The sequence below is a fragment of the Mycobacterium haemophilum DSM 44634 genome, assembly GCF_000340435.2.
Lineage (GTDB): Bacteria > Actinomycetota > Actinomycetes > Mycobacteriales > Mycobacteriaceae > Mycobacterium > Mycobacterium haemophilum.
Genome location: NZ_CP011883.2, coordinates 2272112 through 2298384 on the forward strand (window position 1 = coordinate 2272112; position 26273 = coordinate 2298384).

26 protein-coding genes and 1 pseudogene are annotated in these 26273 nt (G+C 63.7%); 10 read left to right on the plus strand and 17 right to left on the minus strand.

All coding sequences use genetic code 11. The features are described 5' to 3' along the window. Positions 1 to 15 precede the first annotated feature (15 nt). Positions 16 to 864: an SDR family oxidoreductase gene (locus tag B586_RS10665; protein WP_054879981.1), complete on the minus strand. Its 849-nt coding sequence runs from the start codon at positions 862 to 864 to the stop codon at positions 16 to 18. A gap of 207 nt (positions 865 to 1071) precedes the next feature. Between B586_RS10665 and B586_RS10670 the strand changes: the two genes are divergently transcribed. The 4 genes from B586_RS10670 to B586_RS10685 all read left to right on the plus strand — a co-directional run bounded on the left by B586_RS10670 (position 1072) and on the right by B586_RS10685 (position 8787). Next, positions 1072 to 3498 (plus strand): CoA transferase, encoded by a 2427-nt coding sequence (locus B586_RS10670; protein ID WP_054879980.1) that lies wholly within the window; start codon positions 1072 to 1074, stop codon positions 3496 to 3498. 120 nt (positions 3499 to 3618) lie between these two features. Further along, complete coding sequence (locus B586_RS10675; RefSeq protein ID WP_236971259.1) at positions 3619 to 5025, plus strand: MFS transporter; 1407 nt, start codon at positions 3619 to 3621, stop codon at positions 5023 to 5025. 4 nt (positions 5026 to 5029) lie between these two features. Beyond that, positions 5030 to 6517 carry an acetyl-CoA acetyltransferase gene (locus B586_RS10680; RefSeq protein WP_054879978.1) on the plus strand — a complete coding sequence of 496 codons (1488 nt, stop codon included), beginning with the start codon at positions 5030 to 5032 and terminating at the stop codon, positions 6515 to 6517. A 128-nt stretch (positions 6518 to 6645) separates the two neighbouring features. Next, entirely contained in the window at positions 6646 to 8787 is a 2142-nt protein-coding gene (locus B586_RS10685) for an NAD-dependent epimerase/dehydratase family protein (RefSeq protein ID WP_047314152.1), read from the plus strand. Between the two features lie 3 nt (positions 8788 to 8790). On the opposite strand, the gene B586_RS10690 is transcribed toward B586_RS10685, so the two are convergent. The 8 genes from B586_RS10690 to B586_RS10725 all read right to left on the minus strand — a co-directional run bounded on the left by B586_RS10690 (position 8791) and on the right by B586_RS10725 (position 15374). Beyond that, positions 8791 to 10032, minus strand: a complete 1242-nt coding sequence (locus B586_RS10690; RefSeq protein WP_054879977.1) for an NAD(P)/FAD-dependent oxidoreductase — start codon at positions 10030 to 10032, stop codon at positions 8791 to 8793. Between the two features lie 58 nt (positions 10033 to 10090). After that, a complete protein-coding gene (locus B586_RS10695) occupies positions 10091 to 10726 on the minus strand; it encodes an HhH-GDP family DNA glycosylase (protein ID WP_054879976.1) in 636 nt (211 codons plus the stop codon). 49 nt (positions 10727 to 10775) lie between these two features. Continuing rightward, the gene (locus B586_RS10700) at positions 10776 to 11108 is read right to left on the minus strand and encodes a TfoX/Sxy family protein (RefSeq protein WP_054879975.1); all 333 of its coding nucleotides are present in this window, start codon (positions 11106 to 11108) and stop codon (positions 10776 to 10778) included. Positions 11109 to 11134: 26 nt separating this feature from the next. After that, positions 11135 to 11524 carry a nitroreductase family deazaflavin-dependent oxidoreductase gene (locus B586_RS10705; RefSeq protein WP_054879974.1) on the minus strand — a complete coding sequence of 130 codons (390 nt, stop codon included), beginning with the start codon at positions 11522 to 11524 and terminating at the stop codon, positions 11135 to 11137. An 87-nt stretch (positions 11525 to 11611) separates the two neighbouring features. Continuing rightward, positions 11612 to 12856 (minus strand): alpha-hydroxy acid oxidase, encoded by a 1245-nt coding sequence (locus B586_RS10710; RefSeq protein ID WP_054879973.1) that lies wholly within the window; start codon positions 12854 to 12856, stop codon positions 11612 to 11614. A 9-nt stretch (positions 12857 to 12865) separates the two neighbouring features. Next, positions 12866 to 14191: an alpha-amylase family glycosyl hydrolase gene (locus B586_RS10715; RefSeq protein ID WP_054879972.1), complete on the minus strand. Its 1326-nt coding sequence runs from the start codon at positions 14189 to 14191 to the stop codon at positions 12866 to 12868. Positions 14192 to 14201: 10 nt separating this feature from the next. Further along, positions 14202 to 14738 (minus strand): alkyl hydroperoxide reductase, encoded by a 537-nt coding sequence (locus tag B586_RS10720; protein ID WP_054879971.1) that lies wholly within the window; start codon positions 14736 to 14738, stop codon positions 14202 to 14204. Positions 14739 to 14786: 48 nt separating this feature from the next. Continuing rightward, on the minus strand, positions 14787 to 15374 hold the full coding sequence (locus B586_RS10725) for a peroxiredoxin (RefSeq protein WP_047314145.1): 588 nt from the start codon (positions 15372 to 15374) through the stop codon (positions 14787 to 14789). Positions 15375 to 15478: 104 nt separating this feature from the next. Here B586_RS10725 and B586_RS10730 point away from each other — a divergent pair, with 104 nt between their 5' ends. Genes B586_RS10730 through B586_RS10740 form a run of 3 tightly spaced genes read left to right on the plus strand, consistent with a single transcriptional unit; the run spans position 15479 to position 17639 of the window. Next, positions 15479 to 16414 (plus strand): hydrogen peroxide-inducible genes activator, encoded by a 936-nt coding sequence (locus tag B586_RS10730; protein ID WP_054879970.1) that lies wholly within the window; start codon positions 15479 to 15481, stop codon positions 16412 to 16414. Positions 16415 to 16433: 19 nt separating this feature from the next. Next, positions 16434 to 17186 (plus strand): hypothetical protein, encoded by a 753-nt coding sequence (locus B586_RS10735; protein WP_418001102.1) that lies wholly within the window; start codon positions 16434 to 16436, stop codon positions 17184 to 17186. Positions 17187 to 17195: 9 nt separating this feature from the next. Then, a complete protein-coding gene (locus B586_RS10740; RefSeq protein ID WP_054879969.1) occupies positions 17196 to 17639 on the plus strand; it encodes a PPOX class F420-dependent oxidoreductase in 444 nt (147 codons plus the stop codon). A gap of 172 nt (positions 17640 to 17811) precedes the next feature. On the opposite strand, the gene B586_RS10745 is transcribed toward B586_RS10740, so the two are convergent. After that, positions 17812 to 18003 carry a (2Fe-2S)-binding protein gene (locus B586_RS10745; protein WP_054879968.1) on the minus strand — a complete coding sequence of 64 codons (192 nt, stop codon included), beginning with the start codon at positions 18001 to 18003 and terminating at the stop codon, positions 17812 to 17814. A 357-nt stretch (positions 18004 to 18360) separates the two neighbouring features. Here B586_RS10745 and bfrA point away from each other — a divergent pair, with 357 nt between their 5' ends. The 3 genes from bfrA (at position 18361) to B586_RS10760 (ending at position 21483) form a co-directional block, all read left to right on the plus strand. Next, positions 18361 to 18840 (plus strand): bacterioferritin BfrA, encoded by a 480-nt coding sequence (bfrA, locus tag B586_RS10750; RefSeq protein ID WP_047314239.1) that lies wholly within the window; start codon positions 18361 to 18363, stop codon positions 18838 to 18840. 148 nt (positions 18841 to 18988) lie between these two features. Further along, positions 18989 to 20341 (plus strand): type I glutamate--ammonia ligase, encoded by a 1353-nt coding sequence (locus tag B586_RS10755; RefSeq protein ID WP_054880967.1) that lies wholly within the window; start codon positions 18989 to 18991, stop codon positions 20339 to 20341. A gap of 11 nt (positions 20342 to 20352) precedes the next feature. Beyond that, positions 20353 to 21483, plus strand: a complete 1131-nt coding sequence (locus B586_RS10760) for an amidohydrolase family protein (RefSeq protein WP_054879967.1) — start codon at positions 20353 to 20355, stop codon at positions 21481 to 21483. On the opposite strand, the pseudogene B586_RS22025 reads toward B586_RS10760, so the two are convergent. From B586_RS22025 to B586_RS10795, 7 genes and pseudogenes are all read right to left on the minus strand, one after another. Further along, positions 21463 to 21803: pseudogene (locus tag B586_RS22025) on the minus strand (nuclear transport factor 2 family protein); the annotation flags it as partial. The gene B586_RS10760 and the pseudogene B586_RS22025 overlap by 21 nt on opposite strands. A gap of 1 nt (position 21804) precedes the next feature. Continuing rightward, positions 21805 to 23151, minus strand: a complete 1347-nt coding sequence (locus B586_RS10770) for a cytochrome P450 (RefSeq protein ID WP_054879966.1) — start codon at positions 23149 to 23151, stop codon at positions 21805 to 21807. Between the two features lie 53 nt (positions 23152 to 23204). Next, positions 23205 to 23621: a lipoprotein LpqH gene (locus B586_RS10775; protein WP_054879965.1), complete on the minus strand. Its 417-nt coding sequence runs from the start codon at positions 23619 to 23621 to the stop codon at positions 23205 to 23207. Between the two features lie 21 nt (positions 23622 to 23642). Then, positions 23643 to 24116 (minus strand): SRPBCC family protein, encoded by a 474-nt coding sequence (locus B586_RS10780; RefSeq protein WP_168162588.1) that lies wholly within the window; start codon positions 24114 to 24116, stop codon positions 23643 to 23645. 168 nt (positions 24117 to 24284) lie between these two features. Then, positions 24285 to 24824, minus strand: coding sequence for a nucleoside deaminase (locus B586_RS10785; protein WP_082607739.1), 540 nt, complete (start codon positions 24822 to 24824; stop codon positions 24285 to 24287). Positions 24825 to 24977: 153 nt separating this feature from the next. Beyond that, complete coding sequence (rpfC, locus tag B586_RS10790) at positions 24978 to 25412, minus strand: resuscitation-promoting factor RpfC (RefSeq protein ID WP_047314135.1); 435 nt, start codon at positions 25410 to 25412, stop codon at positions 24978 to 24980. Positions 25413 to 25536: 124 nt separating this feature from the next. Then, a complete protein-coding gene (locus tag B586_RS10795) occupies positions 25537 to 26154 on the minus strand; it encodes a chorismate mutase (protein ID WP_082607583.1) in 618 nt (205 codons plus the stop codon). Positions 26155 to 26273 lie beyond the last annotated feature (119 nt).

Here is a 26273-nt window from a genome sequence, read left to right on the forward strand (position 1 = left end):
CACCGGACGCGGTGCTCACTGCTGGCCGCGAGCGCGCGCCTCGTAGGCCCTGCGCTGCTCGACGTCGACGTCATCGGTGAAGACGTGCTCGCCGCCGAGCAGTCGGTTAATGCTCTCGCCGAACCGGCGTGGCATGAACTTCTGCGAAGCAACCAGCACGCCAGCCACTTTCGTTACGCGCACCCGCGGTTTCGGTTTGGCCACCAGCTTCACGATCGCGTCCGCAATCTCGGCCGGCTCGGCGGTCTTAACTCCCTTGGCCCCGTGCGTGCCAGCGATAAGTTCGGTATTGACGAACGTCGGCAGCATTATCGAAAGTTTCACGCCGGTCCGACGGTATTCAATCCTGGCCGCGTCGGTGAAGCCAACCACCGCATGCTTGCTGGCACAGTACGTCACCGCCCCGGGGAGATAAGTCTCTCCAGCGAGCGAAGCGATATTGATGATATGCCCCCGTCCGCGCGGAATCATGCGCCGCGCCGCAAGCTTGGTGCCCAACATCACGCCGTAAACGTTGATGTCCAGAACACGCCGGGTGACCGCGTCGGGCTCATCGACAATCCGGCCAAGCGGCATGATGCCGGCGTTATTGATGAGCACGTCGATCGGGCCGAGCTGGCGCTCGACGGCGTCGAGGAACTCCGAAAACGAATCCGAGTCGGTGACATCGAGTTTGCCGTAGATATCGAGGCCGAGCGCGGTGCCAGACTCCTTCACCTTGGCCTCGTCGATATCACCGATCGCGACCGTGGCGCCCAGCTTATGCAGTGCGGTCGCGGCGGCCAACCCGATGCCCCGAGCCCCGCCGGTGATGACAATGACCTTGCCGCGGACCTTATCGCCAGTGGACCCCATATCTGCCATTTTCGTCCTTTCCGGTGCTGCCGACCTGGCACACACCATGCGTCGGGGCTCTACCCGAGCCATTTTGCCAAGCACAGCATTCGCAGTCCGGCTGAGTGCCTCCCGTTTGCGTCGAACCAGCTTGCGCGGCTCGGCTTTTGGCTGTGGGCGCCGCGATGTGACACGGATGGATGGAATACCCGAGACGACCGACCAGCCAGGTACGGTGTGCAGATGTCCGACAGGTTGCTCGATGCGCTGCGCGTCCTCGACCTGTCCTGCGGGTTTTGCGGTGCCGGGGCCCACGCGGTGACCCGCCTGTTCGCGGACTTGGGTGCGGATGTTCTCAAGGTGGAACCGCCGGGCGGAGACCCCGGCCGGCGCGCGTTGCCGACCCTGGCCGGTGTGAGCCTGCCGTTCGCCGTGCACAACGCCAACAAGCGCAGCACGGTGCTGAACCCGCTCGATGAGGACGACCGACGGCGCTTCTTTAGCCTCGTCGAGGGTGCCGATATCGTTGTCGACAGCGGCCTTCCCGGGCAGGCCGCCGCGTTCGGGACGTCGTGCGCCGAGCTCGCCAATCGCTACCACCACCTGGTTGCATTGTCGGTCACCGACTTCGGTACCACGGGTCCGCGGTCGGCGTGGTGCGCGACCGATCCCGTCCTGTTCGCTATGTCGGGCTCGCTGTCGCGGTCGGGTCCCACTACCGGAACCCCGGTGTTGCCACCAGACGGTATCGCTTCGGCAACCGCTGCCGCGCAGGCCGCGTGGTCCGCACTCGTCGCGTACTACAACCGATTGCGTTGCGGTGCAGGTGATTACATCGACTTTTCTCGGTTTGACGCTGTTGTCATGGCGCTCGACCCAGCATTCGGGTCGCACGGGCAGGTTGCTGCCGGCCGGCACAGCACCGGGCGGTGGCGGGGTCGCCCGAAAAACCAGGACACCTACCCGATCTATCCGTGCCGGGACGGCTATATCCGGTTGTGCGTCATGGCACCGCGGCAGTGGCGCGGCCTGCGCCGCTGGTTGGGCGAGCCGAAGGAATTTCAAGATCCCGAGTATGACTTGATCGGTGCGCGTCTGGCCGCGTGGCCGCGGATCAGCGAGCTGGCCCAGGCGTTGTTCGCCGACCAGACCATGAAGGCGTTGGTCACCGCGGGACAGCGGCACGGAGTGCCGATCGCCGCGGTGTTGACGCCGTCGCGGATCCTGGCCTCCGAGCATTTCCAGGCGGTCGGCGCCATCACCGATGCCGAACTCATGCCCGGCGTGCACACGAGCGTGCCCACTGGATATTTTGTCGTCGACGGCCAGCGCTCCGGTTTCCGGAGGCCAGCGCCCGCTCCAGGGCAGCACAAACCGTGCTGGAGGGATGCCGCAAAGGTCATCACATCACCGTCCGGCAGCGTCGGTGCCTATCCGTTCGAGGGCCTGCAAATCCTGGATCTGGGCATCATCGTCGCGGGCGGCGAGGTGGGCCGGCTGTTCGGCGACCTCGGCGCCGAGGTCATCAAAGTCGAAAGTGCAGACTACCCGGACGGACTGAGACAGGCTCGCGTCGGCGACGCCATGAGTGAATCCTTCGCCCGGACCCATCGCAACCACCTCGGACTTGGTGTGGACCTGCGCAGTGCGCAGGGTAAGGAGATCTTCGGCCGCCTGGTAGCGCAGGCCGACGCAGTGTTTGCCAACTTCAAACCGGGAACCCTTACCTCGCTTGGGTTCTCCTACGACAGGCTGCGGGCCCTCAATCCGCATATCGTGCTCGCCGGGAGCAGCGCCTACGGCGACAGCGGGCCGTGGCGTACCCGGATGGGTTACGGCCCGCTGGTCCGCGCCGCCACCGGCGTCACCCGACTCTGGACATCCGACGAAGCCGGTGCGGACACCGACGCCGACGCCCCGCGGCATGCCTTTTACGACGCGACCACCATCTTCCCCGATCACGTGGTCGGGCGGATTACCGCGATTGGGGCATTGGCCGCGCTGATCCACCGCGATCGCACCGGCGGCGGCGCCCATGTCCACATCTCGCAGGCCGAAGTCGTCGTCAATCAGCTGGACACGCTGTTCGTCACCCAGGCCGCGTTGGGGGCCGGTATCGCCGAAGTCCGCGATGACACCGCCGTACACGGGGTCTACCCGTGTACGGGCGACGACGAATGGTGCGTCGTCTCAATCCGCTCGGACAACGAATGGCATTGCGTTGCATCTGTTTTAGAGCAGCCTGAGCTGGCTGGCGACCCGCGCTTTGCTACCGGCGAGTCGCGTGTGACCAACCGCGCGGAGTTGGTGGCGGTGTTGTCGGCCTGGACCCGCACCCGCACCCCGGTGCAGGCCGCCCAAGACTTGCAGTCGGCCGGAGTGCCAGCCGGCCCGATGAGTCGTCCACCAGACATCCTCAAGGACCCGCAACTGATCGAGCGAGAACTGTTCGCTGACATGGTGCATCCCCTCATCGACGGTGCGCTGCCGACCGAGACGGGTCCGGCTCCGTTTCGTCACATCCCACCGGCACCGCAACGCCCGGCGCCCCTGCCCGGTCAAGACACCCGCGAGATCTGCCGCAAGCTGCTCGGGATGGGGAGCCAGGAGACCGAGCGGCTGATCGCCGACCGCATACTGTTCGCGCCCGCCGACGGCGCCTAGCATTGCCGCGCCGCGCGCCGCGCTCTGCTATAACCATCGTGCATACAGTTCCGGTGGCTATCGGAAACATCACCAAGACGGCTCACCACTGAATGGCCCGGCCAGAGAGGTGCGATCGTCGTGTGTGACCTCAGCACAACAATTGACATAAACGATGCCGGCCCGTTGTCGCGGGGGCAGATCGTCTTCATGGTGGCCGCGCTGGTGACCTCGGTGATCGCGTTTCAGCTCAACGCGAGCATGTTGGCGCCGGCGATCGGCGCGATCAATGGTGCGATGGGTCCTAACGCGTATGTGGCGATGTCGAATTTCTTTTTCCTTGCCGGTGCGGTCGCCTGTGTGGTCCTAGTCCGTTGGAGCGACTACGTCGGCCGCAAACGAGTCCTGATTAGCATCATGGTGCTGATGTGCATCGGTACGGTGTTGTGCATTGTCAGCACCTCCCTGCCGGTCGTGGTGTTGGGTCGGATATTGCAGGGCGGCTGTGTCATCTCTTTCCCGTTGTCCTACCTCATCCAGCGTGAACACCTGAGCCCCATGGCCTTTGGCGCCTGTGTTGGCGTGGTTTCGTCGATCAATGGTGGCGTCGCGGGTGTAGACGCCCTGCTCGGCGGTGTGATGGTCGACCACCTCGGTTACCGCTCGATCTTCGTGCTGATCCTCGCGATCGGCGTAGCCGCCATCGGGTTCGCGTGGAAGGCTGTCCCCGCCGACCCGCCCCGAGGGACCACCGCAGGCCGGATGGACTGGTGGGGTGCCGCACTGCTGGCATCGACGGTCGGCGGCGTAAACATGTTCCTGATTGCCGGTGGCACCTCCGGGTGGCTTTCGACGTCGACGGTGGCCTGGATCTTTGTCGGCGTGTTGTCACTCGTGGGTCTGATCGTCGTCGACACCCGTATCAGGAGCCCACTGATCGCCATCGAACACCTGCGGTCGCGCCAGGAGTGGCCGGTCGTCACCACCACCATCCTTGCGTTGGCGTCCTTCTTCGTGGTGCTCAACTTCATCGTTCCGCACCTGGCGGTCAACGCCGACGTTGGCTTCGGCGCGAACGGGACGACGACTGCGCTGCTGTTTTTGACGCCGGCAGCATTGGTGGGAGTGGTGTCGGCGCCGGTGTTCGGCCGGCTGGCCATCCGCATCGGTTTCGTTACCACCGCGCGGCTGGGAATCCTCGCCACCCTACTGGTCACCGTCGCCGTCGCGGTGTTCGCCATGAACGACAACATTCTGTTCGGGTTGATGGCCGCATTCGGCTTGACCTACAACGGCGCACTGTTGACCTCGCTGAGCGCCATGGGCGTCGCGCAGTCCTGCGATGAAGAACCTGGGGCGCTGCCCGGCATCACCAATTCCTGCTTCGGGATCGGTGCCGCGGTCGGATTCGCCTGGGCCGGAGCGGTCGTCGGTTCCGGCACCGAGGCGAGCTATTTGCTCGCGCTGTGGCTGTGCGTTGCCATCGGCGCGGTAGCGTTGCTGTCCAGCCTGATCCTGCAGCCCAAGCCGTTCGAGAGGCGCACTTAGACCTATGCCCGCCGACCCCAGAACACCGGTGCTGGTCGGCTATGGCCAGATCAACCACCGCGACGAAATCAACCCGAACACACGGTCCGTCGAACCGGTCGACCTGATGGCTGCCGCGGCCCGGCAAGCAGCGAATTCCCGAGTGCTGGAAGCCGTGGACTCCATTCGCGTGGTCAACGTGTTGTCGGCACGCTACCGAGATCCCGGGCTGCTGCTCGGGATGCGGATCGGTGCCGCTGACTTCGCAACGCTTTATAGCCCGATCGGCGGCAATGTGCCGCAGTCGCTGGTCAACCAGGCGTGCCTGGACATCCAGCAGGGCCGGGCCGGCGTGGTGCTGCTTGCCGGTGCGGAAACCTGGCGTACCAGGATGGCGTTGCGAGCCCAGGGCGGCAAACTCGCCTGGACAGTTCAGGACGAATCTGTGCCGATGGCCGAGGTGACCGGCGATGACGTGGCGATGTTCGGTGACGCCGAGATCAGGATCCAGCTGGATCGGCCGGCGTACGTGTACCCGCTGTTCGAGCAGGCGCTTCGAATCGCTAACGGCGCGTCAATCGAGGAGCACGGCCGCCGCGTGGGGGAACTATGGGCACGTTTCAACGCCGTCGCGGTCGACAATCCCTACGCGTGGATCCGTCAACCAGTAACCGCCGAGCAGATCACACGTTCTGGCCCGCAGAATCGGATGATCAGCTGGCCCTACACCAAGTTGATGAACTCCAACAACATGGTCGATCAAGGCGCCGCGCTGATCCTCACCTCGGTTGAGTTGGCGACACGTCTGCAGATCCCCGCCGAACGCTGGGTGTACCCGCACGCCGGCACCGCTGCGCACGACACCGCCGCTATCGCCGAGCGCGCCGAGTTGAATCGGTCTGCGGCCATCCGGATCGCCGGCGCTCGGGTACTAGAGCTGGCCGGAATTGACGATATCGGCGACATTGACTATGTCGACCTGTACTCGTGTTTTCCCTCCGCCGTTCAGGTCGCGGCGGCCGAACTTGGTTTGAGCCTCGACGATCCCGGCCGCCCGCTCACAGTCACTGGCGGGCTGACGTTTGCGGGCGGCCCGTGGAGCAACTACGTCATGCATTCCATCGCCACCATGGCTGAACTTCTGGTGGACAATCCCGGACGGCGCGGTCTGATCACCGCCAACGGGGGATACCTGACCAAGCACAGCTTCGGGGTCTACAGCACCGAACCGCCGGCCGAGTTCCGTTGGGAAGATGTGCAGTCGGCAGTGGATCGAGAGCCCACCCGAGACGGGCCGCTCAAGTGGGAAGGTGTCGGTACTGTCGAAGCGTGGACGACGCCGTTCAACCGTGATGGACAACCGGAGAAAGCCTTCCTCGCGGTGCGCACGCCCGACGGCTCGCGTGCTTTAGCCGTGATCGCCGATCCCGTCGCGGCTGAGATAACGGTGTGTGAAGACATCGGCGGCGCCAAGGTTACCGTCGCCGCCGACGGAAGCGCGACGCTGAAGTAGCCGCCCAAAGCATCACCGCACGCCATGGCCCAGTAATCGAGGAATGGTCGCGTACACCCACCGACGTGCCTATTGTCAAAGGTGGACGTTGGGGGAAGGTCGTGGGAGGTCATGGGAGGTGCCCCCTGGTGCAGATCCTGGTTACCGACGCCACCGGTACGGTCGGGCGGTTCGTCGCACGGCAGCTGATCGCGGCCGGCCACACGGTCAGCGGCATTGCTGAGCACCCGCACCCCTACCTGGACGTAGGCGTCGATCTGGTCTGTGCTTCGTTGGATGACCCTGTCCTGCAAGAGCTGGCCGACGAAGCCGACGCGGTGATCCATCTCGCTCCCGTCGACACCACCGCGCCCGGTGGCGTTGGCATCAACGGCGTTGCGCTGGTGACCCATGCGGCCGCTCGCGCCGGTGCCCGATTGCTGTTTGTGTCGCAGGCCGCGGGGCGGCCCGAGCTGTACCGACCGGCTGAGACGTTGGTGTCGACGAGTTGGGGGCCGAGTTTGGTCATCCGGATCGCGCCGCCAGTTGGCCGACAGCTCGATTGGATGGTGTGCCGCACCGTCGCCACGGTGCTGCACGCCAAGGTCACCGCGCAGCCGATGCGGGTGCTGCACCTCGACGACCTCGTCCGCTTTCTGCTGATGGCACTGAACTGTGACCGCGGCGGCGTGGTGGACCTCGCCACCCCAGATACCACCAACGTGGTGACCGCATGGCGGCTGTTGCGATCCATTGACTCGCATCCACGATTGCACCGAGTACGCAGCTGGGATCAGTTGATTCCTGAAGTGGATATTACTGCAGTACAAGAGGATTGGATGTTCACGTTCGGTTGGCAGGCGATCGACGCGGTTGCCGATACCAGGCGTGGACTGGTGGGGCGCAGACTCGACGGGGCAGGCGCGATCAACCAGCCGTCGGGTCAACTGGCGCTCCCGGTGGAGACCCCGCCGCGGTTGGGGGCATCCGAGGAGTTGCCGTCCGCGGCGCCAGATGGGCTAGAGGGCGAGTTCGACGACCGGATCGATCCGCGGTTCCCGGTCTTCAGCGCCAGTAGCCTCGCCGAGGCGTTGCCGGGGCCATTAACCCCGATTACGTTGGACGTCCAGTTGAGCGGACTGCACTTGGCCAGTCGCGTGATGGGCCAGGCGCTGGCACTTGGCGGAGTAGTTGGCGATGAATGGGGGAGCAGGGCCATCGCGGTGTTCGGTCACCGCCCCTACGTCGGGGTTTCTGCCAATATCGTTGCTGCCGCCCAGCTGCCCGGCTGGGACCAGCAGGCCGTCGCCCAACGGGCGCTGGGCGAGCAGCCGCCGGTCACCGAGCTCTTGCCATTCGGTCGACCACAATTGGCGGGCGGACCGCTCGGCTCGGTCGCCAAAGCGGTCGTCGCCGCGCGGTCGCTAGCGCTGTTGCGTCATCTCCGGACGGACACCCGGGCCTACCGCGCCGCCGCCGCGGCGGAGCACCTGGACGCCGAGCAGCTGGCCTCGCTGCCGGACGCCAGCGTTGAAGTTCGGATTCCACTGTTGCGGGATCGGATTCACCAAGGCTGGATCCTCACGGCGCTATGGTTGATCGACACCGGCGTCACAGCGGCGACATTGGAACACGCCCACGCGGATGCCAGCGTGTCCGGGGTGGGCGTGATCATGGAAAGCAGCCGGATTGCGGCGGAAACCGCTGCGCTGGCGAGGGTTCTACACGACGACGCGCCATTGCGCGCGCTGGCGTTCGACGGCAAACTCGGCAGCGTGCGCGCATTGTCTCCGACGGCCGCTGCGGCCGTCGATGCGGCTGTCGCTCGAATCGGGCACCGTGGTCCGGGAGAAGCCGAACTGGCCAATCGGACGTTTAGTGACGATCCGGCGCTGTTGTTGTTCGTCGCCGCCGACGCCGCTGTCGCGGCTGGCGCACAAACCGAGCCCGCAGCGCCGGTCACGGTGGCCCACCGGTTGGCCACCAGCGCCCGCAAGTCGCGCGAGCTGGCCCACGACACCACCATCATGTTCACCCATGAGCTTCGAATGACATTGCGCGAGCTGGGATCTCGACGGGTCGCAGCGGACTTGATCGACGTCGTCGAGGATGTGTATTACCTGACCTGTGACGAACTAGTTTCCATGCCGGCCGATGCCAGGCTGCGGATCAAGCGGCGGCGCGCAGAGCGGGACCGCTTGCAAGCGCAACGACCACCCGATGTCATCCACCAGAGTTGGATTCCTGTCGACACAAGCCTCGCCGATCCGGGATCGCCACCCGCTGACTAGCGGTCAACTCACCAGCTCGGCCAGCGGCGATTGTGGATCGGCCAGCTTGTCAGCGTCAACCGGTGTCCTCGAGCGGATCAAGGCTTTGACGTCGTCGAGCACGTCCCAGATATTGACGTTCATTCCAGCCAACACCCGGTTGTCGCCGTCGAGCCAGAAAGCAACGAATTCACGGCCAACGACGTCGCCGCGGAACACCACCCGCGCAAAGCTCGGGGCGTACCCGACATACTCCATTCCGAGGTCGTACTGATCGGTGAAAAAGTAGGGCAACTCGGTGTATGCGCCAGGCTCACCGAGCATTCCGGCCACCGCCACCGCGGGTTGTTTGAGCGCATTGGCCCAGTGCTCGGTGCGGATCCGGGTGGTAAACAGCGGGTGTTCGGCAGCAGCGATATCACCGATCGCGTAGATGTCAGGGTCGCTGGTACGTAGCGACGCATCGACGAGCACGCCACCGTTACCCATGGACAGCCCGGCCTGTTCGGCGAGTTCGACGTTGGGTTTGGCACCGACGGCCACCAACACCGCATCTGAAGCAACCGTGGACCCGTCGCGCATCTTGAGCCCGGTGGCTTTGCCATCCGCTCCGTCGGCCCTGGTGATCTCCTCGACCTGGGTTTGTAGCCGGAGGTCCACCCCGTGATCGCGATGCAGGGTGGCAAACACTTCACCGACAGTTTCGCCGAGCGCCGCCATCAGTGGTTGTTTGGCTGTCTCGACAACAGTGACCTTGACCCCGCGCTGACGAGCGGCGGCAGCCACCTCCAAGCCAATCCACCCGGCGCCCAGCACAGCGAGCGAAGACCCCTCGACCAGAACAGAATTCAGCGCTGACGCGTCGTCGTAGGTACGTAGATAGTGGACTCCGGCTGCGTCGGATCCAGGTATCGATAGGTGCCGCGACGACGATCCGGTCGCCAACAGCAGCTTGTCGTACTGCACCGTGGTGCCGTCGGGCAGCCCGACGGTGTGCGCGGCGGGGTCCAACGACAACACCCGCGTGCCGATTCTCAAGTCGACACCGTGTTCGCGGTACCAGTCGGCGGCCTGCACGGTGAAATCGCTGAGCGCCTTCTTGCCGGCCAAATACTCTTTAGACAGTGGAGGTCGCTCGTAGGGCAGGTGCTGCTCCTCGGCGAATACAATAGCCTTGCCGTCGAAGTCGCTGTCGCACAACGCTTCTAACGCTTTGGCCCCAGCAAGTCCGCCGCCAACAATGACGAATGTGGTCGAGTTGGCCATGGTTGCTGCTCCATTCTGTTGTCCAAGTCGCCTAGCCTACTCGGGTCGCAGCCAAGGACTATCTGGCCACTTGCTGGCGCACGTCGTGGTCGAGCGCCGACCTGACGAGCGCGGCAGCCAGACGAGCATTGATGCGCGGCGCCAAGGCGCCCAGTTCTGCCGGTTCGGTGGGCAGTCCTAATACTTTGGCCGCTGCGATGGCGCGTTCGTCGAAGTACGGCCGCACCCAAGTCCATACATCTTGGACTTCGCGTAGGTAAATGTCAGCACCAGTGTCTCCAATCCCTTTGAACTGCTTGAGGAGTCGCTTAGCCGTAGGAACATCGTTTCGGCTACGCCGGGCGATTTCACGAAGATCATTCGCGTACTCGTCGTGGACATGCTGCGCGATGTCGCTAAGCCGAGTGGCCGAGCTTTCGTCATAACGCACGTAGTGGGCCCGACCAAACGCGCTGATTATGGTGCTCCGGTCGGATGCCAGCACGGCCTGCGGCGTACGCAGGCCGGCCTCGAACAGTTCCCGCGCGGCGCGCACCGCGGTCGTCGCGTTGATCGGCTTGCTGGCCAGCATGCACAGCACCAGCAACTGGAACAGCGGCATCGGCTGGTCGCTGATCCGGATTCCCGCCTCGGCCGCGTATGTAGTGCCAGCAACCTTCAGCAGTCGTCGTACCCGTTGCTGGTCAGAGCTCATAAGGCACCGCGTACCCGATGCCCGTGTTTACAAACGTTTGCCGAAGGCATTACTTCGGCTTGAGCGATCTCGCATAGTCAACGCCGCGGCTGACCCAGGGCTGCAGTTGACGTTTGGTCTTCACGCCCGCAGCGTCAACGCGCAACCAGCCGCGGGCTTCCCGGCCCGCCATAACCATCGGGCTGACGTGGGCCCGGCCGAGCAGCTCTTCAGTTTCTGCTGGCGGCACCCGCACCAGCACCCCACCCTGACCACTGACAGCCACCGCCATATTGCCGTTGATCAAGAATGCCAGCCCACCGAACATCCGTTTCTCCTCGACGCCGCGCTCTGGACCAAGCTGTTCGCGGATCCGGTTGGCTAGTTCTTCGTCGTATGCCATCCGCAGACCGTAACGCCGGAGCTGTGTCAGTCGAGGTCCACCCGGACGGTCAGCAGGGCGGTGCCCATCGCAAGCACACCGGCGCTGTTGAGCCGAGGTAGGTTCCGTAGCCGTAGCCTCGCGTCGTCGTCAGGTAGCAGGTGGGCGGTCCCGCTGCGCCACTGCCCGCCAATGCGGACCCGCACAGCGGGATTTGCCTTGATGTTGTAAACGTAGTCGGAATGCTCGCCATGTTCGGAGACCATCCAGAACTGGCTGTCCACCAGACGCCCACCAACCGCGGTGCGCCGCGGCTGACCAGATTTACGGCCAATAGTTTCCAGCATTGTCACCGGCAGCTGGCGACCTACTGGATTGACCACCAGCCGCTGAATGCCGTGAACTACCTGCCGTTTCAAATCCCGCAAATCGGTCATGACTGTGATTGTCCAACATCCGACGCCGACGCGCCGGCAAACCCGCACCGGCGGCACTAGAGTCATTCCACCGCTGCGGCTAATGCGTCATGCCGGTGGTTCTATGGGGCCCAGTCGCTGCAGCTGCGTCACATGCTTGGGTGTGAGCTCCTCGAGGCAGGTCACACCCAGTAGTCGCATCGTGCGGATCACCCCGCTTTCCAGGATTTCGATCGCCCGCCTGACGCCCGCTTCGCCGCCGGCCATCAACCCGTAGAGGTAGGCTCGCCCGACCAGTGTGCACCGGGCTCCCAGAGCAATCGCTGCCACGATGTCGGCGCCGGACATGATGCCGGTATCCAACAGTATCTCGGTGTCCTTGCCGAATTCACGCGCCACCGTAGGCAACAGATGGAAAGGCACCGGCGCCCGGTCAAGTTGGCGCCCACCGTGGTTGGACAACACGACACCGTCGACACCGCGCTCGACGACGGCGCGAGCGTCGTCGAGCGTCTGGATTCCTTTCACCACGAACTTGCCGGGCCAGTGGGCTTTGATCCACGCCAGATCGTCAAAAGTGACGCTGGGGTCGAACATGGTGTTTAAGTACTCGCCGACGGTGCCCGACCAGCGATCCAATGACGCGAATGCCAGCGGCTCGGTAGTCAACAGATCAAACCACCAGCGCGGGTGCGGCAGCGTGTCGAGCACGGTTCGCAGTGTCAACGCCGGCGGGATCGACATGCCATTGCGGGTGTCACGCAACCGTGCGCCGGCGACCGGAACGTCGACTGTGACTAGCAGGGTGTCGTATCCCGCGTCAGCAGCGCGCTTGACCAACGCCATCGAGCGGTCGCGGTCACGCCACATGTATAACTGAAACCATTTGCGGCCCTGCGGAACAGCGGTCACTACGTCTTCGATCGCAGAGGTGGCGAGGGTGGATAGCGAAAATGGGATCCCGGCCGCGGCCGCCGCCCGCGCGCCGGCGATCTCACCCTCGGTGTGCATCAACCGGGTGAATCCGGTTGGCGCGATCCCGAACGGCAACACGACCGGATGTCCGAGCACATCCCATCCGGTGCATACGTTCGTGACGTCACGCAAGATAGCCGGGTGAAACTCAATGTCGCGGAAGGCTTGTCGGGCGCGTTCAATGGACAGCTCGTCGTCGGCGGCGCCATCGGTGTAGTCGAAAGCGGCCTTTGGGGTGCGCCGTTTAGCGATGCGTCGCAGATCCGGAATGGTCAGTGCGGCATCGAGGCGGCGCTTGGTCGCTCCGAACTCGGGCCGTTTGAACTGGATCAGCGGAGCCAGGTCGTGGACTCTGGGCACCCGCCGTTTGGCTGCCATCGAGGCACCCTACACTGGCCGCAAGATCCGCCAGCCATGGGCCTCGACTACCACCGAGCCGACGACCTCCTGAGGCGGGGCCGCCGATCCGGCGACAACGTGTGCTTGCGCGGCGCCCAGCTCAGCAAGCACTAGGTGCAGCGGCTCGTCGGCGACGTTGAGCGCGACCAACAGCGCGTCCCGCATATTCGCGGTGCTGTGGACCCGATAGACGTAGTGCTGATTGTCCAGCCGCAGGGCTTCAGTTGATGCTGAGTGCAACCACGGGTGGCGCCGACGTAGCCCGATCAGATACTGGTGCAGTGCACACGCCTGGGCACCGAATACATCTAATTGCGCTGGGGGAGAGGCGAACTCCGGACGCACCGCGTCGTCACCGCCGTAGCGCTCTTCCTTGACACCGCGAAACCCGAACTCGTCGCCGGCGTACACGCTGGGTATGCCCCCGACGGTCAGCAGGATGACTAGCGCATGGGCCAGATGTTCAGGACGTTCGAGCCGGCTGGCAATACGGGTCACGTCGTGGTTGCCGATGAAGGTCAGCGGCGCAAAGTTCGCCAAAAACTTATTGTGTCGCTGTAGCGCCCAGTCCAGCTCGAAGAAGTTGCCATCGTTGAGGCTGCTCCAGATCGCCTTCCACAGCTCGTATTGGGTGACGGAGTTGAATCCGGCGGAGCTGACCACCGCTGCGTAGTCGCCGTGAATGAACTCGCCGACGAACCACGCATCCGGATGCAGCTCGCGGACCCTTGTCAGTGTTGTAATCCAGAATGCTTGCGGCACAGCGTAAGCCGCATCGAGTCGCCAACCGTCAGCGCCACGTCGCAACCAGTGTGCCATGACGTCGATGACGTAGTCAGCAACCTCGGGGTTGTCGTGGTTGAGGGTAACGAGGCCGGAGTGCCCCTCGAACGTACGGAAACGACCCGGGCGCCCCCGAAACCAGCGCGCCGATGCATCGTTGTGCGGTGCGTTGCGATAGTGCCCGAAGTCCACGCCGACGTGACTAAACACGCCGTCGAGCAGAACGCGCAGGCCACGGCGGTGCGCCTCGGTGACCAAGTAGTCGAAGTCGGCGTCATCACCGAGCCTGGGATCGATACGGTAGTGGTCAGTAGTGTCGTAGCCGTGCGTGACCGAAGCAAAGATCGGTCCCAACGCAATCCCAGATGCCCCCAATGCGATGGCGTGGTCAAACCAGCTGACCAGCCGCCGCAGTCGGTGTTCGTCCGGGCCGGGTAAGCCCAGCGACGAGGGCGCGGGGAAGGCGCCTACGAAGCCCAGGGGGTAGACCTGCCACCAGATCACATGCCGAACCCACGAAGGCACCTTCACCGCGCGATAATCAGCCGATCGTCGCCAGTGTCTCAGCGGCGGTAATCGCCTGTGCCACACCGGAAACGATAGCGGCGACCTTCAACGCTTCCAACACCACCTCTCGATCCACACCCGCCTCACGCAGCGTGTGCTCATGAGCGACAACGCAGTGCGAGCATCCGTTGATTGACGACACCGCAAAGGACCACAGCTCAAAATGAGCCTTATCGACACCTGGGTTGCCGATGATGTTCATCCGCAACCCAGGACGCAGATCGTCATACTGACCGTCGAGGAAGCCGCGGCCGCGGTAGAACACGTTGTTCATGCCCATAATGGCCGCAGCTCCCAGCGCCGCGTTGTATGCCTCGCCCGAGAGATAATTGGCTGCCTCGGCACCAATCTGGGCAAGCACTTGCGCGTTACGCGTCGCCGCGGCGCTGGCTAGCAGCGTGCCCCACAGCTGCTCGTCGTTTAGCACGGTGCTGCGGGCGATCGAGCCCAGGTTGAGCTTGAGGTCCTTAGCGTACTCAGGCAGCGCGGCCTTGAGGTCCTCGATGCTCATCGCGCCTCCCCATCAGGTTGGAAATCAGGCTTTCGGTCAGGCCTTGGGTTAGGCAGACGCCTTGAGCAGTTCAGTGACGTTCAGCGTCGGGTCACCCTTGCGCCAGTTGCACGCACACAGCTCGTCGGATTGCAGGGCATCGAGCACCCGCAGCACCTCATCGACGTTGCGTCCCACGGAACCGGCGGTCACCGAGACGAACTGGATCTCGTTGTTGGGATCGACGATGAAGGTCACGCGGTCAGCGACACCATCGGCGTTGAGTGCTCCAGTGGCCTCGGAAAGCTCCCGCTTGATGTCCGAGAGCATCGGGAAGGGGAGCCGCTTGAGGTCCTCGTGCTGTGCACGCCACTGGAAGTGCACGAATTCGCTGTCGATCGAAACCCCGAGGATCTGCGCGTCACGGTCCTCGAACTCCTCGTTCAGCTTGCCGAACGCCGCGATCTCGGTCGGGCAGATGAAAGTGAAGTCCTTCGGCCAGAAGAACACTACGCGCCACTTGCCCGAGTGGTCGTCACTGGAGACGGTGGTGAAGTAGTCACCAGGTTGCTGCGCGTCAACCTTCGACAGGTCGCCGCCGATCAGCGCGGTGAGCTGGTAGGCGGGGAACTGTTGGCCAATTGAGAGCAATGACATGTCCGATCCTTGTCTGGATTAATTCAAGATTAGATTTCCGCCCACCCATGTTGCCTTGAGCCCGGCCTGAAGTAAAGGTGATATATCACACTATACTAATCGGCATGACCGATAAGAGTTATCAGCCCACCATCGCTGGGCTTCGCGCTTTTGTTGCGGTGGTGGAGAAGCGTCACTTCACCGCCGCCGCAAGCTTTCTCGGCGTGAGTCAGTCGACGTTGTCGCAGGCATTAGCGGCGCTGGAGACCGGACTCGGCGTGCAGCTAGTCGAGCGGTCCACCCGGAGGGTCTTCGTGACGGCGCAGGGCAGGCAGTTGCTACCACGCGCCCAGGCCGCGATCGAGGCGATGGACGCGTTCACCGCAGCGGCCGCCGGCGAATCGGATCCGCTGCGAGGCGGCATGCGCCTTGGACTGATTCCCACCGTGGCGCCGTATGTGCTGCCGACGGTACTGGCTGGACTCACCCGTCGGCTGCCGACGCTGACCTTGCGGGTGGTCGAGGACCAGACCGAACGCCTGCTGACCGCCCTGCGCGAGGGGGCATTAGATGCGGCAATGATCGCCTTACCGGTCGAAGCCGCCGGGATTACCGAGATACCGATCTATGACGAGGATTTCGTCCTTGCGCTACCTCCGGGGCATCCGCTGTCCGGCAAACGCCGGGTGCCAACAACGGCACTGGCGCAGCTGCCGCTGCTGCTGCTGGATGAGGGTCACTGCTTGCGCGACCAGGCCCTCGACATCTGCCGGAAAGCGGGAGTGCAGGCCGAGCTGGCCAACACCCGCGCGGCGTCGTTGGCGACCGCTGTGCAATGCGTGACCGGCGGATTGGGGGTGACGCTGATCCCACAGAGCGCTGCGCCCGTCGAGTCCGCGCGCAGCCGCCTCGGACTTGCGCAGTTCGCTGCCCCCCGCCCCGGACGACGGATCGGTCTGGCGTTCCGCTCCGCTAGCGGCCGCGGTGCGTCCTATCAGCAGATTGCCGGGATCATCGGTGAGTTGATTAGCAGCGAACATCAGGTGCGGCTAGTCGGCTAAGCGACGGTAAGTTCGGCCTATGGAGAAGGTAATCGCTGTGCTCATGCGCCACTCCTCCACATCACTTCGCTCTGCATCGTCGCCGGCGCGGCTCATGCGTGCTGATCCCGATGACGATTGGTGCGCCCGCCAGCGGGGTCCGGTCGCCGATGCACTGTTGGGGCTGGGCCTTCCCGGGCTCTCGATCAACGTCCGTGACAGCGCGGTGCACCACTCACTCATGACGTTGACAACGTTGGCGCCGCCGGTGGCAGCGGTGGTGAGTCTGTGGACCCAGCAATGCTATGGCGATCAGACGGCGGCAGCGCTCAAGCTGCTGGCTCGGGAGTGCGATCAACTCGGTGCGTATCTGGTGACCGAGTCGATCCCACTGGCCCCACCTGCTACCGAATCAGGTGCTCGTACAACGGGTTTAGCCAACATTGCGCTGCTACGCCAGCCCACTGCCCTGGACCAGGAGACGTGGCTGGATCGTTGGCAACGCCACCACACGCAGGTGGCCATCGAGACACAGTCGACATTTGGGTACACCCAGAATTGGGTCGTGCGTACCCTCACCCCACACGCACCGGGAATCGTGGGCATCGTCGAAGAGTTGTTCCCGGCGGAGGCAATCACCGACCTGAAGGCTTTCTTCGGGGCCGCCGACGACAACGACCTGCAGCACCGGCTAAGCCGGATGGTTGCTAGCACAACTACATTCGGCGCCAACGAAAACATCGACACCGTCCCAACTAGCCGCTACGTGTTCAAGACACCGTTCAAGGATTAAGGAACCCGCATGACAACATTGCGCGACGCTGTGGCGTTGGCCGCCGCAGAAAGCGGTCTAGCCGTGGTGTCCACCGTTCGCTCCGACGGAACGGTGCAGGCTTCGCTAGTCAATGTCGGCCTGTTGCCGCACCCCGCCAGCGGAGAACCCTCCCTAGGCTTTACCACCTACGGCAAGGTCAAACTCGCCAATCTTCGGGCCCGGCCGCAGCTAGCCGTCACCTTCCGCAACGGCTGGCAGTGGGCGACCGTCGAGGGCCGTGCGGAGCTGGCCGGACCCGATGACGCACAGCCCTGGCTCGCCGACGCCGACCAATTGCGGGTATTGCTACGCGAGGTCTTCACCGCCGCGGGCGGCACCCACGACAACTGGCAGGAATACGACCAGGTGATGGCCAAGGAGCGGCGCGCCGTGGTGTTGATCGTGCCGACGCGGGTGTACAGCAACGGCTGAACTCCGATTGCGCCGCTCACCTGACGGCTCGCCCATTGATCACAGGTTAAGCGTCCGGTCAGCCATGCTGGACCCTGAAAGTTGATATCGCATGCGATACATCGCGCTTGCGCTGCAAACGCCGACGCCATTCACTGCGGGCCGGCATCTCGGCGAGGTCAAGCCTGATTGTTTAGCTGGCCGGGTCGAGTTGGGCGTCACCTCGGGCTGAGGCGGCGATGATCGCCCGCAGCGTGCGCCGGCAGCGCCCGCAGTCGCCGCCCGCCCCGCAGGCGGCCGCGACCTCTTTGGAGGTCGACGCACCACGCGCGACGACGTCGCACACGGTTTGGTTGGTGGCGCCGACACACAGACACACGTACATCAGCAAATCCCCCGACCGCAGGTGACATCCCGCACCAGATACGCGCGCATCGCATCCCGCGTGATCAGAGTCCCGGGCGATGCCGTCGGGCGAACAAGCCGCATGTTAGTGGAGTCTAACCTAAGTAGGTTAGTGGAGTCTAACCTAAGTAACAACCTGCGATTGAATTGATCGCCTGCGCGTGACGCGCCGACGATGCACCTAACGCTGCACTGACCCGTACCTGCTGCACTAGATTCGAACCTGGCACGGCACAGTGTGCTGCTATTTGCCAGGATGAGCCAAAGCTAGGTGTGCTTCAGCCCAGCCCACCGGCAGCGGTTCGACGTGGTCCCTTACCCATGCCTAGGAGTGTTCATGCAAGGTGATCCGGATGTCTTGCGCTTGCTCAACGAGCAACTGACCAGTGAGCTCACCGCTATCAACCAGTATTTTCTGCATTCGAAGATGCAAGACAACTGGGGCTTTACCGAGTTAGCAGCGCACACCCGCGCGGAGTCCTTCGACGAAATGCGGCACGCCGAGGCGGTTACCGATCGCATTTTGCTGCTGGACGGCTTGCCGAACTACCAGCGGATCGGGTCGTTGCGCGTTGGCCAGACGCTACGTGAGCAGTTCGAGGCCGACCTGGCTATCGAGTACGAGGTGGTGAACCGGCTCAAGCCCGGAATCATCATGTGCCGGGAAAAGCAGGACAGCACCAGCGCCGTGCTGCTGGAGAAAATCGTGGCCGACGAGGAAGAGCACATCGACTACCTGGAAACGCAGCTGGCGCTGATGGACAAGCTCGGGGAGGAGTTGTACTCGGCGCAATGCGTCTCCCGGCCGCCGAGTTAACGCCTCGTGGCTAACTAGCTAATCCACTGGCAGGCATGACCAGCCCGAGTGCAGCAAACCGACCGAGCCCAGCCGCGGATCCCGCGTCCGACAGCGCGCACGCCCGTCACGACATGGAGTGGCTAGTCGGCGCTGCAGAATGGCTGCCATGACAGCTACCCCGCTTGCCGCTGCAGCCATCGACCAGCTGGAGGCAGAGGGCGTCGACACCGTCATCGGCACCGCGGTGAACCCGGCCGGGCTCACCCAAGCCAAAACCGTGCCGATCCGGCGGACCAATGCATTCGCCGATCCCGGCTTAGGCGCCAGTCCGTCGTGGCATGCGTTTGCCATCGACCAGACCGGCATAGCGTTCACCGAAAACGTCGGCGTGGTCGGCGATCAGCGCCTGCGCATCGATCTATCCGCACTGCGCATTATCGGAGACGGGTTGGCCTGGGCACCCGCCGCGTTCTTCGAGCAGGACGGCGCACCCGTTTCCGGATGCAGCCGCGGGACACTGAGCCGGGTGGAGGCTGCGCTCGCCGCAGCCGGCATCGACGCGGTGATCGGCCACGAAATCGAATTCCTGCTGGTCGATCCTGACGGTGGCCAGCTGCCGTCGGCGGGGTGGGCGCAGTACGGTCTTGCCGGTGTGCTCGAACACGAGGCGTTTGTCCGTGATGTCACCAGCGCGGCCGCAGCCTCCGGCGTCGGGATCGAACAATTTCATCCGGAGTACGGTGCCAATCAATTCGAGATCTCGTTGGCGCCGCTAGCGCCGGTAGCCGCCGCCGACCAATTGGCATTGACCCGGCTCATCATCGGCCGGGCGGCCCGCCGCCACGGACTGCGCGTTAGCCTGTCGCCGGCTCCCTTCGCCGGCGGCGTCGGATCCGGTGCCCACCAACACTTCTCGCTAGCCACCTCGGAAGGTCCGCTGTTTTCCGACGGGACGGGTGTGGAGGGGATGACGCCGGCGGGCGAGAGCGCGATGGCCGGCGTGCTGCGCGGATTGGCGGAGGCCCAGGGTGTTTTGTGCGGATCGATCGTGTCTGGATTGCGGATGCGCCCTGGCAATTGGGCCGGTGTCTATGCGTGCTGGGGAACCGAGAACCGGGAGGCAGCGGTGCGATTCGTCAAGGGCGGCACTAGTAATCCGCGCGGTGGCAATGTCGAGGTGAAAATTGTCGATCCCTCGGCGAACCCGTATTTTGCGTCGGCGGCGATCCTCGGGCTGGCACTCGACGGAATCACACACAAAGCGGCATTGCCGCCGCAAATTACCATCGACCCCGCAAAACTTTCCGATTCGGACCGCCGCCGCGCCGATATCCTGAGGCTTCCCACAGTGCAGGCTGAAGCTATTGCTGCACTTGATAATTCGCAGCTCCTGCGAGGTATTCTCGGCGATCCTGCAGTCGACATGGTGGTCGCAGTTCGCCGTCTCGAGCAGGAGCGCTACACGACCCTGAGCCCCGAGCAGCTGGCGGATAAGTTCCGGATGGCCTGGAGCCTGTGACGGAGCCTGTCATGGCGTCCGACTTATCAGCCCTGGCCCAGCACGTCGGCGAAGTGGCCTTGATCGATCAGCATGTCCACGGCTGCTGGTTGACCGCAGGGGACCGGCGACGATTCGAAAACGCTCTCAACGAGGCGAACACTGAACCGCTTGCGGAGTTCGACTCTGGGTTTGATTCACAGCTCGGCTTCGCCGTGCGCACCCACTGCGGCCCCATCCTGGGTCTACCCAAACACATTGATCCACAGTCGTATTGGGACCGTCGCCGCCAGTTCAGCGAAGCCGAGTTGGCCCGGCTATTTCTGCCGGCCGCCGGAGTGAGTGACTGGCTGATCGACACCGGAATCGACGAGGGCATAGCCGATGCCTTGGAGCTGAGCGCACTGTCAGGAGGCTGTACGCACGAGGTGATTCGTCTCGAGCAGGTAGCCGAGCAGGCCGCGCAGGCGCCCGGCGACTACGCGTCGGCCTTCAAGGAGATCCTGCACCGGCGCGGGGCTGCCGCGGTCGCCACCAAGTCGATCCTGGCCTACCGGGCTGGGTTTGACGGCGATCTGACCGAGCCATCGGCATCGCAAGTCGCCGAGGCCGCAAGCCGGTGGCGCGATACCGGCGGTGTCCGGCTATGTGATCGGGTGCTGCTGCGTTTTGGGCTGCATCAAGCACTGCGACTTGGCAAGCCGCTGCAATTCCATGTCGGCTTCGGCGACCGGGACTGCGATTTACACAAGGGCAATCCGCTGTATCTGCTGGACTTTCTGCGACGTTCTGGGGACACCCCGATCGTTTTGCTGCACTGCTATCCCTACGAACGTGAAGCCGGTTATCTGGCGCAGGCGTTCAACAATGTCTATCTCGACGGCGGGCTGAGTGTGAACTACCTAGGGGCTCGAACACCGGCATTCATCGCCCGGTTGCTTGAGCTGGCACCGTTTCGCAAAATCTTGTACTCGTCGGACGGATTCGGTCCCGCGGAGCTGCACTTTCTCGGTGCGACGTTGTGGCGCAACGGCCTTCATCGCGTACTGCGCGGATTTGTCGAAGACGGCGACTGGAGCGAGGCCGACGCCATACGAGTAGTCGACCTTGTTGCCCACGACAACGCCGTCCGCGTCTACCGCCTAGCCGAGAAGACCTACTGACCGGGACGTGTCAGCGGCGGCGAGGTCCGCCAACCAGGTCGACGGCGCCTGAGCGGTCATGCTGGCCATATCCCAATAGTCCTTCCAGAGCGCGACCTTCGAACCGCTGCTTTCGACCACACCCGGTGGACCGAGACAAACTGCAGCACAGCGGTTTCACCGGTGTTCCAGTGCCATGTCTCGGAGTGCCCGTATATGGCGTTGACGCCGTTGCACACCAGCAGGCCGTCGTGGTTCTGGTAGCGAGCCAGGGGCTCGAGCCCGACCTTGAGCCGCTTCACGATGTCGTCAGGGCCCCGAGCCGCCAACGTGGGACCGACCTCATAGCGGCCAATAACACTCGGTCGGCGCGCCGGTGTCAACAGGCGCCGCTGGCCCGCTTAGCACCACCGGCAGTGTCGACCAACCCCGCAGCACCCGCGTGTCCCGCCTACTTCCGGCACCCGCTGCCCGCGCCTCCGGGAAGCGGTCGAAGAAGGTTCGCAGCCCGACTTCACCCTCGGCACGAGCAAGAGCAGCTCCCAAACAAAAGTGCCTGCCACCGGAGAATGCGAGATGTCTTCCGGCATTGGGACGTTCGATGTCGAACCGATCTGGATCGGGAAAGACGGACGGGTCCCGGTTGGCCGCAGCCAAATAAAGGACTACCACCTGGTCGCGCTTGATCGTGCTACCCGCCAAGTCGACGTCCTTGCGCGCTATCCGCGCGGTCATCTGAACCGGCGAATCTAGCCGCAGGATCTCTTCAACCGCGTTGGGCCACAACTCGGGACGCGTACGTAGCGTCTGCAGAGACTCAGGCGTATCCAGCAGCATACGAATACCGTTGCCCAGCAGGTTCACCGTCGTTTCAAACCCGGCAGCCAACACCAGCCCAGCGATTGCCTGAAGTTCGCTTCTGTTGAGCTGTGTTTCGGCAGGTCCGTTTTCGGCTTCGTGGATCAGTTGACTCATCAGATCATCGCCTGGGGTACGCCGCAGCTGCTGTAAGTGTTCGGCAAGCCAGACGTTGAAACCCGCGACCCCTCGTTGCACCTGCCGGTACTGCTGCCACGTCAGCCCAACGTCCAAGCTGGGCGCGGCCAGCTCGCCGAACTCAAGAACGTGGTTTCGGTCGCGATCGGGTACCCCCAAGATGTCGCTGATCACCGCGACCGGAAGCTGCGAACAATACTGGTCGACGGCGTCAACGACACCGTGCTGGTGGGAGAGTTGATCCAGTAGGGTCGATGCGGTCTGCTCGACCCGATCCCGTAATGCGGCGACCGCCCTGGGCGTGAACACCGACGACACCGTCTTGCGGTAGCGGGTGTGATCGGGTGGTTCAACGGCCAGCAACGAGGGCGCTCGCAACGGATGCAACAAACTGTCTCGGCTGCGGCTCTCCAGCCAGCGCAACGGCGCTGGCAAAGTTGCGTCGAGCGAGATCACATGGAAGTCGTCCGATCGCAGCAGCTCGTGTGCGATCGCATGATCGACGGCCAAATAGCTGATGCGGCTCCGCACTAACGGCCCCCGGGCACGCAGTTCGTGGTAGAAGGCCACTGGGTTGGCCTTGATGGCCGGATCGACGACCAAGCGGGCCAGCGGGTCACCTCGCCGGGCGGCGAACCGCGCGACACCGCGGACAAATCCATATTGCGCGAACCAGTGCAAGCGCTGCCGCACAGATCCTCCATCAGTCGGCCGGACTACAAATGACCAGCGTAGACGCGGCGGGCTTAGCACTCAGCGGTGATCTTGAACTCTGCGGTCACGACTTTGTTGGGATCGCTGCTGCTGATGCCGGAGGCACTACCGGTGATGGTGTACGTGTTGTTGGCAACCTCGGCGCGTGCGTCTCCGACCCCGCCTGCCCAGAAGCTGCCGGTGAACCCGTCGACGTTGCGGATCATGACCCACTGAGCAATGGCCCTGCCGCCACTGAACAGCACCACGGCCTCGACTTGACCGCCGCTTTCGCGGATATTGATCGTCCGATAAGACTGGTCTTGGCTGCACGCAGCGGAGCGCGTCGAATGAGTGTTGCCGTCGATGGTCAGATGTACGGCTCGTCGGGGGATCGTCTCGACTTGCGCGCAGGCCGAGACGCCGATAACCACGGCAACCCCGGTTGCCCTGACCAACCGGTTTTGCACCAGTCCATCTCGCTTCCGCCGTCAGCCCGCCTCGACCAGATCTTTGATGCGCCGCAGCGTCTTGGTCATATCACGGATGTTGCGACGTTTACGCAGAAAACCGCCAAACAACCAATACACAGTGAGCAGTGGCGAAGGGTTGAGCCGAAATGACTCGGTCACGTCCGTGCCGTCGCCGGACGGCGCCAATCGATAGTGCCAATTGTTTACCGGCTTGTCGCTCAGCAGGACCGCGAAGCCGAACTCACGGCCAGGTTCACACGCGGTCACCTTGCACGTCGTCCAATACACGGGTCCGATTTCATTTCGCCGGACATGACCACGGAATTTGGCGCCGAGGGCTGGGCCAGTCGCATCGCCCAGCCACTCGGCCTCAAAAACCTCCGGGGAGAACCGTCCGGTGTTGCGGACGTCCGCGATCAGCTCCCAGACCTTCTCCGCCGGTGCCGCCATATGAACAGTCGCCGAACCTTCCATGGCCTGATCCAAACACAGCTGGCATCGCGGCAGCTACTTGCGGAGTTGACGGCCGACCCAGGACAGGTCGGGCTTGAGACGTTACTTCGAGAAATCGACAGCCGAACGCGATCCCGCTATCCCTCAGATTGCGGACCGCACCGTACAAAACCATCGACCGTCACATCCACCAGGTCCACGCTGAGCTTAGCCCTTAGGGCGCAACCTCTCCCGATGTGGCGGTAATTGCAAGCCTCTCTCGTTGCGCACTTCATCGCATCGCGTGAAAAGGCTCTGGCAAAGCGAGCGCCCGACATGAGGTATCAATCGACACTTTGGCTCGAGCCGCATGTGAGCCACGAGCTCCTGCGGCGGCACGTCGGACGCTTGCGGCCAATACAAGTTCGCGTCCTCGAAGGTCGACGCTCCGAATACCACCGTGTCAATTTCGGCCCATATGCAAGCTGAAATGCACATTGGGCAGGGCTCGCAGGTGCTGTACAACGTACAGCCACGCAGGGAGAGCCGTTGAAGTCCTCGCGCCGCGTCGCGGATGGCGTTGATTTCCGCATGATTGGTCGGGTCGCACATTTGCATGACGGTGTCATAGGCCTGCGCCACCAGGGCCGCGCTTTGTTCGTCGTAAATTGCGGAGCCGAAGGGCGAGGGGAAGTGAGTGTCGAAGGATGATGCGGTGAACGCTACGAGCGCCTTCATTCGTGTGCGGTGTTGACCGGTGCTAGCCATTTGCCACTCCTTGCGTACCGCCCGTACCTTCGCCCGCGAGCGCACCCACCCATGCACGAGGAGTCGCCCTAACAGCGGCTAGCTACCGGGCCGACCCGCCTGGGCCAGTTTCGGGAGTCCTGGGCCTTCATAGACCACGGGCGGCGATCGCCGCTAGTGCGGTATCGCCATCTGAATGATCTCGTTGATGATCTGCTTCACGCCTTGGGCGGGATGCGACCACAGCGCGATCGGAAGGCCAGAGGCGGGGCCGCACTTCGGCCATGCGTCCAGCCCCTGGTCGGCCAAAACCCGGTTGGCCACCGCGATTTGCTGCTCCCTAGATGCGGCGGCCGGATTACCGACACCGCCGTATCGGGCCCAGGTGCTTGGCTTAAATTGCAGTCCACCGTAAAAGCCGTTTCCGGTGTTGGCTCGCCAGTTACCGCCGGACTCGCATTGCGCGACTGCATCCCAGTTAGGGCCCCCAGGAGCGGCGTTCGCCACACCACCGGACAGCGCCATCGACGCCGCAACCATCCCGCCAACCACGGCGGACTTCACGAACGGCTTACAAAGTTTTCTCACGTCAAGCATTTCGCCCGGCATGTCCAAAGCGTTACCTGTTCGCAAAGCTTGTGAGATAGCTCATATACCGCGCCTATATCGCGCCGAGATCGGCACCGTCAGCAGCTCAACGCGACGCCGCCGTGCATCAAGTGGGCGGTAAGCCCTAGCAATACGACTGAGTCGCCAACGAGAGCGCCTGCTGATAGAGGCCGTCGAGTTGGCGATCCCGAACGACGTCGCTGCGAGCGGCATCAAGTTGGACGGCGCACGCTGGCGAATGCAGCAAGTCCCAGTTGAGCGTCATCTGGGTCAGCATCGTTTCGTTGAAGGCATCGATCGACGACCGCGACGCCGAGAGCTCCGGTGACGCGGTTGGCGCACCGGACGGATTGAACTTCCAATCCGCGAACCGGCTGTACTCAATGGCCTCGGTAGCGTTGATCTGGTCACCGAAGACCCGTGCGACGTAATCCGGGTCGACGCCTTTCGCGCTGGCCTCGGCACGCATTTTGGCGAGTACTTGCTGGACGCGGCCTGGATCCTCAATGTCTCCGTGCCCGATCCATTTGAACGCGGCGACCGGCTCGGCGACGACCAACCGCTGTGCGGCGGCGTCGATCAATTCGATCAGCGGATTACTGCCATCGGCTCTCGCCGGCGGTGGGCCGGCAATCAGTGCCGCAACCAGCACGGCCAACGCGCCCAACACCCCAGGCGAAGTGGCCCGAACGGCGCCGCGCCGGCCTCGGCAAACGTGATTGCGAGTGCTGTTCACCAGCATGATCTGCTCCTGATTCTGTGCCGGTCCTGGCCCGGATGGCCGAACTTTGCCTAAGCGCACCCCGGGGACCGCAAACGCGGAGAGTGGTCGCGCTCACCTCGCCCAACTGCCGTGCGTTC